Genomic DNA, 12,878 nt, shown 5'->3' with positions numbered 1-12,878 from the left:
TGACAACATCAGTCAAATAGTTCAACAAACAAATAAGGACTAAATGGCTGGATGTTTTAACTAAATTTTATACAAAATGAAAAAATTATTTTTAACCTTATCAGCTGCCATCGCAGTAACTTTCGCAGCAAATGCACAAACCGAAAAAGGAAAAATCATCCTGGGCGGAAATGTTTCGTATGACTATTCAAAAGTAAAAGATGCAGATACCGAAGGCCACTCTTTGGGCATTTTACCTACTGTAGGGTACTTTATCAGTGACAATTTAGCGATAGGAACTGGTGTTGGGTATTCTTACGAGGAAAACACTGCTAATGCAACCGTTTTTGAAGGTGACAAATTGAATGTATTTAGTGTGGCTCCGTTTGCGCGCTTGTATAAAGGTGATGGCGACTTCAAATTCTTTGGACAGCTTTCTGTACCTATGGCCTGGGGAAGCGCTAAGGACGGTGACACTAAATTAGGAAACACTGAGCGTTATGGCGCTGAATTGGCTCCAGGTTTTGCGTACTTCCCTACCAGTAAAATCGGTATTGAGTTTTCTGTAAGAGGATTGTACTATCAAAGCACTACCTTGAAACCAGAAGAGGGAGACAATAAAGTAACTACCAACTCTTTCGGTTTGAATGCTAACTCATTAGCCCCAAGGATTGGCGTACAGTTTTACTTCTAATCCCCTCCAAAGGGTACAAAAGGAAACCGCTTCAGCATATGGCTGAGGCGGTTTTTTCTTTTATGATAGTTCAACATATAAACCTAGCAAATTAAAAAACTTATTCGGCTCAATTACTTGCTAAAAAAGAAAGGTTTCCAAACGGGGAGAATGGAAACCTTTACTAACCAATTATAAACCTAAATTATGATGCTACAAATATAGTGTTTGTTCTACACTTTTTCAAAAATATTTTTAATTATTTTTTCCTTGCCTAAAAAACACCCTGTTAACCAACTATCCAAATGCCTAATAGAGGTCTTAAAACGCACATTACCGATCAACCTCTCCCAAGACAATGTCTATCGAACCCAATATAGCAATCAAGTCTGCGATAAGCACACCCCTTGCCAATTCAGGGAGCACCGAAAGATTATTAAAACTCGGTCCACGCGCTTTCACCCGTTTAGGGATGTCGGTTTTTTCCTGCGTGACGAAATAAAAACCAAGTTCGCCCTTCGGATTTTCCGCCCGCACATAATAATCTTGTGCCTTTAGGTTTACCTTTTTCGGCATAAATCCCCGTGGATCAAAATCGGGCGTGCGTTTCAACGCTTTGGTAAGCCTTGCCAAGCATTGTTCAATGATCTTTATGGATTCCTTGATTTCATCCACACGCACCTTGAAACGGTCCCAGCAATCACCTAAGGCTCCCATCTCTCCTTTCCCTATCGGAATATCGAATTCGATTTCGGGGTATACCGAATATGCATCTACTCTTCTCAAGTCCCACTTGATGCCTGATGCACGCAACATCGGTCCCGAACAGCCATAATTGATAGCAACCTCAGCAGGCAGCACGCCGATATTCGCTGTACGCGAAACAAAAATTTGATTCCTAGTTAGCAATTCATCCAGTTCTGCCAATTTGGGTTTGAAATAATCGACAAACTCCATACAACGTTCCTCAAAGCCCACAGGCAAATCATAGAACAATCCACCTACCCAGATGTAATTATAAAGCATCCTTGATCCGGAAACCCATTCCAGCATATTCATGATATGTTCCCGATCACGAAAACACCACATAAATGGTGTAAACGCACCGATGTCAATCCCATATGTGCCAATCGCAATCAAGTGTGAGGCAATACGATTGAGTTCACACACGAGCACCCGGATGTATTCGACTCGTTTTGGGATCCGTTCATCGACGCCAAGCATGCGTTCTACTCCCATCACGAAGGCATGGCTGTTATTCATCGATGCCAGGTAATCCATCCGGTCTGTAAAGGGGATGGTTTTGCCGTAGTTCATGGATTCGGCATGCTTCTCAAAACAACGGTGTAGGTAGCCCATATGTGGGATAACTTCCTTGACCAGCTCCCCATCGGTGACCAATTGTAACCGCAACACACCATGCGTGGATGGGTGCTGGGGGCCCATATTGATGATCATCTCCTCAGCTCCTATTGATGCCAAGCGCGCTTCATAAGCCCTTAGTGCTTCTTGATATGGTTTATCTACTACCGGTGGCATCTCTTGTCCCTAAATTTGTATTTGGCATTTCGCACTTCACTTAATCGTAATCCCATGGTATGTTTCAGCTTCCTTATAATCCTTCCTCAACGGGTATCCTTCCCAATCATCTGGCAGCAATATCCGTCTCAAATCAGGATGACCATCAAAAAATACCCCCATCAAATCATAGGCTTCCCGTTCATGCCAATCCGCAGTACGCCATACACCAGTGACGCTTGGCACCACGGGAAGGTTGTTCAGCTGCCTATCGTTCTGCACAACCACTTTGAGTGTCAATTGATGTTTGTATGGAATGGAAGCCAAATGATAAACTACGGTGAATGTGCCCGCTTCTACCCCATCGTCAACGGCACTGATGCATGACAGAAAATCGAAATATGTTTCCTCACCATCACGCAGGAACAAGCATACGTCTTGCAATAGTTCCTTGTCAATCACCAACGATGGCTGTAGTCCCGATCGTTCCTCAGCCACAATAACCTGCTCGCCAAACTGGCCTATCAATAATGTTTTAACGCGTTCTACCATTTCCATCTAGGTTAGGGTGCCAACCTCACGATTTGCCAACCATTGTCCTGCCTTTTGTAGGCCAACCTGTCATGAAGCCTGCTGCCTCTTCCTTGCCAAAACTCCAGCAAGTCTGGCACAAGCCTGTATCCTCCCCAATGCGCGGGTCTGGGCACCAGCTCCGTGTCCCCATATGTTTTCTCCAATTCAACCAATTGCGTATCGAGCGTCTCCCTATCCGGAATTTCCCTGCTTTGGGGTGAGGCGATGGCTCCCAGTTTACTGCCTTTCGGCCTCGACTGGAAATAGGCATCAGACAGTTCGGCTGACAACTTTTCTACACGCCCCTCTATGCGCACCTGACGCTGCAATTCTGGCCAGAAGAACAATAAAGCGGCATGTGGGTTTTCGTCCAATTCCGTCCCTTTACGGCTTTCATAATTCGTGAAGAAACCGAAACCCGACTCATCCAGTTGTTTCAACAGTACAATCCTAGAGGATGGGCTACCGGATATCGATACGGTAGATAAGACCATGGCGTTTGGTTCCATCACTTCGTTTTGGAGTGCCTCATCGAACCATTTTTGAAATTGGATCAAGGCATCATCCGCAACCTCATCTTCACTTAATTGCCCCATCCCGTATTCCGCTCTGATCGCCACTATATGCTGTTGTTTCAAGGTCATTTTTTGTTTGTTCTTGATTGCACAAACATACAAAAAACCCCATTCAATAACCACACATCAGCCATTTCCGACAGTATGGATTCAAAAACTGACATTATACCAACTTTATAGCATGGCATACCATATACCAGCAAGAAAGGCTTGACCCATACGGACCAAGCCTTTCAAAAAAGTTTCCAAGCATGAAAACGTTACTTCTTGTAATAGCCCATTGCTTCTGGTATCAATTTCTGGATATTATTGATACGGCGTGCATCGCTCGGGTGCGTGCTCAAGAATTCAGGTGGAGCCCCCCCACCTTGTGTTTGTTTGGCTTGTGCCATACGCTCCCAAAACCCAACCGCCTCATTGGGGTTGTATCCGGCCATGGCCATAAATACCAGTCCCAACCGATCTGCCTCGCTTTCTTGGTTACGCGAATAACTTAGCAACGCAAGCTGTCCACCTAATCCATATGCAGTATTAAGGACGGCACGTGTAGTATTGGATTTCTCCGATGTGGCCACATCCACCGCCGCTCCTCCTGCCTGGGCGATAATAGATTGCGACATACGTTCTGCCGAATGCTTGGCAATGGCATGAGCAACCTCATGTCCCATTACAGTGGCTAAACCAGCATCATTTTTTGTTACGGGTAGTATACCGGAGTATACGGCCACCTTACCGCCCGGCATGCACCAAGCATTAATCTGGTCATCATCAACCAACGTAAACTCCCAACTGAAATCATATTGGTCGCCATATCCATTTTCCTGCAAGAACCGAGTCACTGCTCCTGCGATATTTTTGCCTACCCGCTGTACAGTCTGCGCCTGTGATGTACCTTTCACGACTTTGGTTTTGGAATCGCCCAAGAAGTCCTTGTATGCCAATGCCGCCTGTTGCTGGATTTCTCCTTCATCGACCAAGCTAAGCTGCCTGCGTCCGGTCAATGGTACCGTTGCACAGGAAATTACGATCGTTGCCGCGAGCAACAAACATGTACCTTTTATTAGTAGTTTCATGATATTGAAATTTAATATTGGTTGACAACTGATTTCATTCATCCAAGTGAAATGAATGAAACCCACAAACATTTATACTGATAAAATAATTCATAAGATATATAGAGCAATATATATGCCGGTTTTAACCCATCATTTCTCGGCCTTTTTCCTAAGCAAGTATACCTTGGATTCCTTGCCTTTCAGTAAACGTTCGATGTTTTTTTGATGCGTAATCAAAATCAATACACATATACACATTCCATATAATAGCACTGATTTTACAGAGGTGTGGAATAAAAAAACGATGCTAAATGGAAAGGCAAAGCCTGCACTAATGGAACTCAGTGATACATAACGGGTTAATAACAATACAACAACAAAAACAGACACACATACTAATGCCACTTGGAAGTGGACGGCTAATATCATCCCAAAAAGCGTAGCTACTCCCTTTCCTCCCCTGAATCCTGCAAAAACCGGGAATAGATGGCCCACTACAGCGATCACCCCCAAAGCCAGTTGGAAATTGATAAACTGGGCGGCTGCTTGCGGGCCGGTGACCGAAGACCCCATGAAATAAGCTAAATTCGTCGCCGTCCATCCTTTGAAAATATCGATGAGCATCACTGCTAAACCAGCCTTAGTGCCCAATACCCTGAATGTATTGGTAGCTCCTGCATTCCCGCTCCCGTATTCGCGTACATCCACCCCATAAAAAGATTGGCCCAACCAAACTGCCGTAGGGATGGAACCAAACAAATAGGCCAGCACAACTGCTCCAATCAAATAAATCGATATCATGAATCGCAAATTAACGAAAAAGAAGCAAAAAACAGCACCACCTCATTTTAATCAAGCAACTTTGCTTTCAAACTCATATCCAGACTCTTCACTGAATGAGTGAGCGTACCCATGGATATGTAGTCAACACCAGCCTCTGCATATTCACGCGCATTTCCTTCAGTAATGCCTCCGGACGCTTCTGTAACGCATTGGCCGTTGATGAGCTTCACTGCGTCACGCACTAAGCTCGGGTTGAAATTATCTAGCATGATCCGCTCTACCCCGCCCACATCCAGTACTTGTCTCAGTTCATCGAGATTCCGTACTTCCACTTCAATCGCCATGGGCTTATTCAATGTTTCGCGGTAGCGATTCGCCTTTTTCACAGCCTCTTTTATTCCCCCCGCATAGTCAACATGATTATCTTTAATCAAAATCATATCATACAGGCCAAATCGATGATTGACTCCACCGCCAATTGATACGGCTTTCTTTTCCAAAAACCTGAGTAATGGTGTGGTTTTCCGGGTATCCAATACACGGGTACCCGTCCCTGCTAGCGCATCCACAATCCGATGCGTCACGGTTGCGATGCCACTCATACGTTGCAGGATATTGAGCACAAGCCTCTCGGCAAGCAAGATGCTATGAATGCTTCCCTTAACCAGCAACGCAATATCTCCGATGCCTACTTGCTGTCCCTCACCGATGAACGTTTGTATCTCCAGCGTTTCATCCACTTGATTAAACACGGCAGTGGCCTCCTCCATACCAGCCAATATCCCTTGCTCTTTGATAATCAATTGAGCTTCTCCCAACTTTCCAATAGGGATGGTGGATAGCGAAGTGTGATCTCCTTCACCTATATCTTCCTGGAGCGATGCTGCAATAAAAGCTCTTAGCCTCTCTTTTTCTTCCTGATTCATTCGTAATCAATAAAAAACACATTGGATCATGTTCTTCTTAAGGATGTGGGCACAGATCCGTCACAACAAAACACCTTGCTGTGCCATCCGCATTATACCTCAATCCAAAATAACAGCGAACATTGGCAAACACTCCAATAAAATGCTGCTAAGATGGATATTTAAAACAAAATACAGCGAATAAAAATAAAATTTGGATTTGTAAGGCTAATAAATTGATTCTATACGAAATTCTGTAACCTGGAAAGAATTGTCGTTATTGGTGAGTTTATAGGAAACCCTAAACGTATCCTTGGATGTTTCAAGATTAAGCACCACGTACCTAAAATTGGGGTTTGAATCCAATCTATGGGCCAATTTCACACTGGTTGGCGTATTCCTGTTGAAAAAATCACGTAAGATTATTTCCGCTTGAACGCGTGAGTAAATGCCTTCATCATTCAACAGTGTCATACTTACTGTAGAAGAAAAATATTTGGAAAGTTCTTTTGTATTAGCGGTTCGTATACATGATGCAATATCGTCAATCACATCATTGATATTAGCGAGGCTTGTCATCATGAGAAAACACATCATTGCCGCCATCCCTGCCTTATTAAGCATTCTAAATCCCTTCGTTTTCAAAGTAATTGTATATTCAATTGTCTATTCCGTTTAGTATCCACTAATAATAAGGTACCTCCCCTAAAAATTTTTGTACACTTTTTTCTACAAAATGCATTTTAATTGGGTACTGCTTATTCACCTATCTAAGCTATAGCGAAAAACATGCCATATTTTCAGCAACCCTTTTTAAACATTTTTTGTATGGTTGTCAAAGAATCTTTAGGAGCTGGGCAAACGTGGTTTCCCTGATGTTGTGGTGTATCCATTCATTCGATTTTCTTAAAAAAGCGTATATTTGCATTTGTGAATAACAAGAAAAAAGTAGCGCTCGTAATCTTAGATGGCTTAGGTTATGGCAAATCAGATCATTCGAATGCCGTACTGGCTGCAAACACACCTTTTTTAGACGAATTACTATCCCGTTATCCCAATTCCAAGCTGGAAGCTTCTGGGGAAGCCGTAGGCCTTCCTGAGGGCCAAATGGGTAATTCAGAGGTTGGACATATGAATTTAGGTGCCGGGAGGGTTGTTTATCAGGAACTCGGCAGGATTCATAAAGCCGTCAATGATGGAGAGTTTGACACAAACGAAACCCTCCAGGAAGCATTTCGTTATGCCAAGACCAATGAGAAGCATGTGCATTTCATCGGCCTATTATCCGATGGCGGAGTCCATGCCCATACCAAACACCTAAAAGGTTTATGCAATGCGGCAAAAAATGCTGGCTTGAACAATGATCAAGTATTTGTCCATGCTTTTTTGGATGGCCGGGATACCGACCCCAATTCAGGCCTCGGATATGTACAAGACATCGAACAATTTCTCACTACAAGTACAGGACAAATTGCATCAGCCATCGGCAGGTATTATGCGATGGATCGTGACAACCGCTGGGAACGAGTGAAACAAGCTTATGATTTGTTGGTTCACGGCACAGGCTTTCCTACAGACGATATAGCCAAAGCCATCCAAAAGTCATATGATGAGGGCGTTACCGATGAATTTATAAAACCCATTGTCAAGACCGATGCCCACGGCACGCCCATTGCCACCGTGAAGGATGGCGACGTAGTAGTATGTTTCAACTTCCGCACTGACCGAGGACGCGAGATTACCATAGCGCTTACGCAAAAAGCATTTCCGGAGCAACAAATGAAGCCCTTGGATTTGCATTATGTTACCATGACCGCCTATGACGAGACATTTAAAGATGTCAATGTTGTATTCCATAAAGATAACCTAGTAAACACACTTGGTGAGGTGCTCGAAAACGGCGGCAAAACGCAAACACGGATTGCGGAAACTGAAAAGTACCCACATGTAACCTTTTTCTTTTCCGGAGGGCGCGAACAAGTATTCGATGGTGAGAATCGTATACTCATTCCCTCACCAAAAGTGGCTACATATGACTTACAACCCGAGATGAGCGCACAAGGTGTGGCAGATGCCATATGCACCCATATCGTAGCTAAACAGCCTGATTTCATTTGTCTCAATTTTGCTAATCCTGATATGGTGGGGCATACTGGGGTATTTGAGGCTGTAGTGAAAGCGGTAGAAACCATAGATAGATGCGCAAAGCAAGTCGTGGAGTGTGGGCTCAATGCAGGATACAGTTTCATCATTATCGCGGACCATGGAAACGCCGAATTCATGATCAATGACGATGGCTCGGCCAACACCGCCCATACGACCAATCTTGTACCTTGCATCCTCATCGACAATGACTACACATCCGTGTCTAATGGCAAATTGGGAGATATTGCACCAACCATATTGAAAATAATGGGTCTACCCATTCCTATTGAAATGACTGGAGAAATACTGGTTTAATAAATATGGTCAAGAAAACCGACATAGCAAACGCTTGTTTTGTAGTCGCCATCATGCTATCAGCCATATCCTGTACCACCGACGATGTTCAGGTGGCTAATCATGTGAAACCCTACTTCAGCTTGGAGGACTATTTTCAGCAGGAGGCTTCCCGATTGCAACAGTTAGCCCCCAGTATCTCCAAAATGGTATCCAAAAATGGTGAAACAGAAAGCCACGACATCCAAATTGATAACTGGGAAAGTGAATTGGCCTTGTTCATTGATTCCGACATTAACAAGGCTGCTTGGCAAAGCAGCTATAAAATTGATAGCACGATGACGTCTCTGGTATACACGAGTCTTGATCCCGAATTACGCACCGAACAGATCACGGTGGAAAAGGGTGACGATGGTACTATCAAACACATCGGTGTCAGCAACCGCATAAAAAACATGCTGTATCAAACCGATGAACAACTTGATTACTATCCGGACTCACTATACCGTATCACGAAGCAACAACATGTACGTATAATTGGCGAAAGCAATTACCTCGTCGCCGGTACCTTCCAACAATAAAGAAGCTTTGGCGGGATTGCCAAAGCTTCTTTATTCGCTTTACAAAAAAAAACTGCTTACTTTAAATTATCTCGGTATACCTTGGCCTTTTTAATCTCCGTCTGGATATCTTTTTTACCCGGTGTCAATGCCAAAACTTGTTCCAAATCAGCAATGCAGTTGTTATAAGCTTCCGTGGCAATGGCCTTATCATAGTTGGATGTCCCTGATGTCCCCCGCAAAATACCCAAATCACGATAGGCAATCGCCCTGTTTTGATATAGTTTTACATCCTCGGCATTCAATTCGATGGCTTTGGAATAATCAGCTATAGCCGCACTCAGCATCTTCTCTCTATTACCGGAACTGGTTTTTGTTTCGGTCTGCACAGCCAATATATTTTTGGCTTTGCCAAGGTAATAGTATGCAGATCCATGGTCGGGACGTAATGCCACTACCTTGCCAAAAGACGCCAAGGACTTCTTATATTCTCCAATTTGGAATTGGGAATACCCCAGCATATACATCACATCTGGATCGCCTGCTTCCGCTGGGAGGGCTTTCTGCAGGTAATTGGCAGCGCTCTTGAAATCGCCATCCAGCAATGCTTTCTGTCCTAAACGGACGTTAGGATTGCTCGGGGCGGTTTCCGTTGTCTGCCCTTGTGCAAGCAATACCGTAAAGCATAGCATTCCACCTACAACACCATGGTTAAGTTTCCTAAGAAACATGTTCAATTTGTCTCGTTTCATTACTTTTAAATTATACTAAAATCCTTTATGCGTTGCGTCTCCATAATGGCCCTTCTATGACATGCCACACATTCATGGAACATTTTCGCTTTCGCGCAGTACTGCAATATCCGTGCTACAAACTTAGCTATATTTGCTGTCAAATACAATTTTACTCACTGATGTCCCACCTGAAAAAGTGGAACCATAAAAAACCCCAGCCCCTGCTGCTTGGCTGGAAATACCCCTCAAGCGCAAAGGGATTGGGTAAATTTAATGTTAAAACTCCAAATCAACCATTTTATTATTTCATGCTAGTTTTTTCCTTTATTTTTTTATATTTATCCACCATGCAACCATTCCATTCTGTTGTTTCGGTGGCTGACTTTTTTTCAGTATGTATGCCTTTTGGTACAGTTTAATGATGAAATATCGAAAAAATTCACCATTGGCATAGGCCTTGCACATACTTAAATAGATATATAATTATATAGAACAAGAAGGTAGGCTGCCAATGTGGCGCCGTAACATCATAAGACAAAAAACATTCATGAGCAATTTTGATCCATTCGATTTTAACCAGGCTATACCCATCATAAATGAAGACACCGAATTTTTCCCCTTGCTCAGCCAGCAAGATGAAGATGAGATGAGCAATGCGGATCTTCCCGAATCGCTATCCATCCTTCCGTTACGTAATACCGTTTTGTTTCCCGGCGTGGTGATACCCATCACGGTAGGCAGAGACAAATCCATCAAGCTGGTCAAGGAAGCCTATAAAGGCGATCGCATCATCGGCGTGGTATCGCAGCAAGACATGTCTATCGAAGACCCTTCGTTTGAGCAGCTCAACAAAGTAGGCACGGTGGCGATGATTATCAAGATATTGCAGATGCCTGATGGCAATACGACGGTAATCATACAAGGCAAACAACGTTTCAGGTTGCATGAGCTCATTCAAAACGACCCATATATCAAAGCCCGTATCGAGCGTTTTGAAGAGAAAAAACACAAAAAAAACAGGGAATTCAATGCGCTGATGTCTTCCATTAAAGAAATGGCATTGCAGATTATCCAGCTCTCGCCACACATACCAAGTGAGGCTGGTATCGCTATCAAAAACATTGAAAGCCCCGGGTTTCTTATTAATTTCATTTCTTCTAACCTCAATGCCGACCTCCAATTCAAGCAACATTTGTTGGAAATAGCCGACTTGGACAAACGTGCTGGAAAAGTACTGGAACAACTCGATGTAGAACTTCAACTGCTGGAACTCAAGACCCAAATTCAAAATAAGGTAAGAGGCGACCTAGACAAACAGCAGCGGGATTACTTTCTCAACCAGCAACTAAAAACTATCCAGGAGGAACTAGGGGGTAATACACCCGACCTAGAAATGGATGACTTGCGTAAACGTGCAAAGGCAAAAAAATGGTCAAAGGAGGTAAATGAGCATTTCACCAAGGAGCTTGATAAACTCGCCCGCATTAACCCTGCGGCGGCGGATTATTCCGTACAAGTGAATTACCTTGAATTGTTACTTGAGCTGCCCTGGCATGAATTTACCAAGGACAACTTCGATCTCCAACGCGCAAAACGAATCATGGATAAGGATCATTACGGGCTTGAAAAAGTAAAACGACGAATCATCGAATACCTGGCCGTGCTGAAATTGAAGAACAATATGAAGGCCCCCATCCTCTGTTTGGTGGGCCCCCCAGGGGTGGGGAAAACCTCTTTGGGCAAATCCATCGCCAGGGCACTTGGACGCAAATATACACGGATGGCACTCGGTGGAATCCGCGACGAGGCCGAAATAAGGGGTCACCGCAAAACATACATTGGCGCCATGCCGGGACGCATCATTCAATCGCTTAAAAAAGCAGGGGCTTCGAATCCCGTATTTGTGCTTGATGAGATCGATAAAGTCGGTAGCGACTTCAGAGGCGACCCGTCATCCGCTTTGCTAGAGGTACTGGATCCCGAGCAGAATAATGCTTTCTATGACCATTACGTAGAATTGGACTATGACTTGTCAAACGTCATGTTCATCGCCACAGCCAATTCGTTAAGCAACGTACAACCTGCTTTGCTTGATCGCATGGAAGTCATTGAAGTAAATGGCTATACCATAGAGGAAAAAATAGAAATTGCAAAAAAACACCTTATTCCCAAGCAACGGGAACTACATGGTATCCAAGCAAAAGAGCTTTCCATCCGTTCCAAAATCATCGAAAAAATTATCGACGAATATACACGTGAATCGGGTGTGCGTGGTCTAGAAAAGAAAATCGGTTCCATTATACGGGGAGTAGCAACCCATATTGTAATGGGAACCCCCATCGCCAAATCCATTGACGCCGAAGAAGTGGAAAAAATCCTTGGCGCACCGATATTCGACAAGGAGTTTTATGAAAATAATGAAGTAGCAGGGGTGGTCACCGGATTGGCTTGGACACAGGTTGGCGGCGATATTCTCTACATCGAATCAAGCTTGAGTCCGGGAAAAGGTAAGCTTACGCTGACCGGAAACCTGGGGGATGTGATGAAGGAATCGGCTAGCATTGCGATGGCCTACCTCAGGGCCCACTCTGAGGAATTTGGAGTTGATTATAAGGTGTTTGATCAATGGGATGTACATATCCATGTACCAGCAGGTGCCACGCCGAAAGACGGTCCGTCGGCCGGCATCACTATGCTCACCGCGTTAGCATCAAGCTTCACCCAACGAAAAGTGAAAGAAAAGCTCGCTATGACCGGTGAAATCACCTTACGTGGGAAGGTGCTCCCTGTAGGTGGAATAAAAGAGAAAATATTGGCCGCCAAACGGGCTAACATTAAGCAAATTATCCTCTCTAAAGCCAACAAAAAAGACATTTTGGAAATTAAGGAGGACTACATAAAGGACTTGACATTCCATTATGTTACGGAGATGCATGAGGTGGTCAACATCGCTTTGTTGAGCCAAAAGGTGAAAAGCCCCAAGAAAATGGACTTAGAGCAGGCATAATAAAGACATTCAATTCAACGACATCAAGGAACTTCAGCCATCGCATGAGTAAGCTATGCAATGGTTGAGGTCTTTTG

13 protein-coding genes are annotated in these 12,878 nt (G+C 43.9%); 5 read left to right on the top strand and 8 right to left on the bottom strand.

Annotated elements, in window-relative coordinates; translation table 11 throughout:
* Window positions 1-76: 76 nt before the first annotated feature.
* Window positions 77-673, top strand: coding sequence for an outer membrane beta-barrel protein (locus NF543_RS23390; RefSeq protein WP_257670630.1), 597 nt, complete (start codon window positions 77-79; stop codon window positions 671-673).
* A 312-nt stretch (window positions 674-985) separates the two neighbouring features.
* Here the strand turns inward: NF543_RS23390 and NF543_RS23385 are convergent, their stop codons facing one another.
* The 7 genes from NF543_RS23385 to NF543_RS23355 all read right to left on the bottom strand — a co-directional run bounded on the left by NF543_RS23385 (window position 986) and on the right by NF543_RS23355 (window position 6,685).
* Window positions 986-2,191 carry an NADH-quinone oxidoreductase subunit D gene (locus NF543_RS23385; protein ID WP_257670629.1) on the bottom strand — a complete coding sequence of 402 codons (1,206 nt, stop codon included), beginning with the start codon at window positions 2,189-2,191 and terminating at the stop codon, window positions 986-988.
* A 36-nt stretch (window positions 2,192-2,227) separates the two neighbouring features.
* Window positions 2,228-2,722 (bottom strand): NADH-quinone oxidoreductase subunit C, encoded by a 495-nt coding sequence (locus NF543_RS23380; RefSeq protein ID WP_308379381.1) that lies wholly within the window; start codon window positions 2,720-2,722, stop codon window positions 2,228-2,230.
* Between the two features lie 11 nt (window positions 2,723-2,733).
* The gene (gene pdxH / locus NF543_RS23375) at window positions 2,734-3,387 is read right to left on the bottom strand and encodes a pyridoxamine 5'-phosphate oxidase (protein ID WP_257670627.1); all 654 of its coding nucleotides are present in this window, start codon (window positions 3,385-3,387) and stop codon (window positions 2,734-2,736) included.
* A 191-nt stretch (window positions 3,388-3,578) separates the two neighbouring features.
* Window positions 3,579-4,391, bottom strand: a complete 813-nt coding sequence (locus tag NF543_RS23370; RefSeq protein ID WP_257670626.1) for a M48 family metallopeptidase — start codon at window positions 4,389-4,391, stop codon at window positions 3,579-3,581.
* A gap of 132 nt (window positions 4,392-4,523) precedes the next feature.
* Window positions 4,524-5,174, bottom strand: coding sequence for a glycerol-3-phosphate 1-O-acyltransferase PlsY (gene plsY / locus NF543_RS23365; protein WP_257670625.1), 651 nt, complete (start codon window positions 5,172-5,174; stop codon window positions 4,524-4,526).
* Window positions 5,175-5,221: 47 nt separating this feature from the next.
* Complete coding sequence (gene nadC, locus NF543_RS23360) at window positions 5,222-6,082, bottom strand: carboxylating nicotinate-nucleotide diphosphorylase (RefSeq protein WP_257670624.1); 861 nt, start codon at window positions 6,080-6,082, stop codon at window positions 5,222-5,224.
* Between the two features lie 207 nt (window positions 6,083-6,289).
* Window positions 6,290-6,685, bottom strand: a complete 396-nt coding sequence (locus tag NF543_RS23355) for a DUF4783 domain-containing protein (protein WP_257670623.1) — start codon at window positions 6,683-6,685, stop codon at window positions 6,290-6,292.
* A 306-nt stretch (window positions 6,686-6,991) separates the two neighbouring features.
* Between NF543_RS23355 and gpmI the strand changes: the two genes are divergently transcribed.
* Both gpmI and NF543_RS23345 read left to right on the top strand, forming a co-directional pair.
* Window positions 6,992-8,521, top strand: coding sequence for a 2,3-bisphosphoglycerate-independent phosphoglycerate mutase (gene gpmI / locus NF543_RS23350; RefSeq protein WP_257670622.1), 1,530 nt, complete (start codon window positions 6,992-6,994; stop codon window positions 8,519-8,521).
* A 5-nt stretch (window positions 8,522-8,526) separates the two neighbouring features.
* On the top strand, window positions 8,527-9,081 hold the full coding sequence (locus NF543_RS23345) for a hypothetical protein (RefSeq protein ID WP_257670621.1): 555 nt from the start codon (window positions 8,527-8,529) through the stop codon (window positions 9,079-9,081).
* Window positions 9,082-9,137: 56 nt separating this feature from the next.
* Here the strand turns inward: NF543_RS23345 and NF543_RS23340 are convergent, their stop codons facing one another.
* The gene (locus NF543_RS23340; protein WP_257670620.1) at window positions 9,138-9,812 is read right to left on the bottom strand and encodes a tetratricopeptide repeat protein; all 675 of its coding nucleotides are present in this window, start codon (window positions 9,810-9,812) and stop codon (window positions 9,138-9,140) included.
* Window positions 9,813-9,973: 161 nt separating this feature from the next.
* Between NF543_RS23340 and NF543_RS23335 the strand changes: the two genes are divergently transcribed.
* Together NF543_RS23335 and lon are read left to right on the top strand one after the other, a co-directional pair.
* Window positions 9,974-10,213 (top strand): hypothetical protein, encoded by a 240-nt coding sequence (locus tag NF543_RS23335; RefSeq protein WP_257670619.1) that lies wholly within the window; start codon window positions 9,974-9,976, stop codon window positions 10,211-10,213.
* A 128-nt stretch (window positions 10,214-10,341) separates the two neighbouring features.
* Window positions 10,342-12,801: an endopeptidase La gene (lon, locus tag NF543_RS23330; RefSeq protein WP_257670618.1), complete on the top strand. Its 2,460-nt coding sequence runs from the start codon at window positions 10,342-10,344 to the stop codon at window positions 12,799-12,801.
* Window positions 12,802-12,878: the final 77 nt, after the last annotated feature.

The sequence above is a fragment of the Parapedobacter tibetensis genome (assembly GCF_024704835.1).
Classification (GTDB): Bacteria; Bacteroidota; Bacteroidia; order Sphingobacteriales; family Sphingobacteriaceae; genus Parapedobacter; species Parapedobacter tibetensis.
This window is presented reverse-complemented; position numbering and strand designations above follow the sequence as displayed.

Coding starts and splice junctions, on each gene's coding strand:
- NF543_RS23390 (WP_257670630.1), top strand. CDS start 77: ATGAAAAAATTATTTTTAACCTTATCAGCTGCCATCGCAGTAACTTTC.
- NF543_RS23385 (WP_257670629.1), bottom strand. CDS start 2,191: ATGCCACCGGTAGTAGATAAACCATATCAAGAAGCACTAAGGGCTTAT.
- NF543_RS23380 (WP_308379381.1), bottom strand. CDS start 2,722: ATGGTAGAACGCGTTAAAACATTATTGATAGGCCAGTTTGGCGAGCAG.
- pdxH (WP_257670627.1), bottom strand. CDS start 3,387: ATGACCTTGAAACAACAGCATATAGTGGCGATCAGAGCGGAATACGGG.
- NF543_RS23370 (WP_257670626.1), bottom strand. CDS start 4,391: ATGAAACTACTAATAAAAGGTACATGTTTGTTGCTCGCGGCAACGATC.
- plsY (WP_257670625.1), bottom strand. CDS start 5,174: ATGATATCGATTTATTTGATTGGAGCAGTTGTGCTGGCCTATTTGTTT.
- nadC (WP_257670624.1), bottom strand. CDS start 6,082: ATGAATCAGGAAGAAAAAGAGAGGCTAAGAGCTTTTATTGCAGCATCG.
- NF543_RS23355 (WP_257670623.1), bottom strand. CDS start 6,685: ATGCTTAATAAGGCAGGGATGGCGGCAATGATGTGTTTTCTCATGATG.
- NF543_RS23345 (WP_257670621.1), top strand. CDS start 8,527: ATGGTCAAGAAAACCGACATAGCAAACGCTTGTTTTGTAGTCGCCATC.
- NF543_RS23340 (WP_257670620.1), bottom strand. CDS start 9,812: ATGAAACGAGACAAATTGAACATGTTTCTTAGGAAACTTAACCATGGT.
- NF543_RS23335 (WP_257670619.1), top strand. CDS start 9,974: ATGTCCCACCTGAAAAAGTGGAACCATAAAAAACCCCAGCCCCTGCTG.
- lon (WP_257670618.1), top strand. CDS start 10,342: ATGAGCAATTTTGATCCATTCGATTTTAACCAGGCTATACCCATCATA.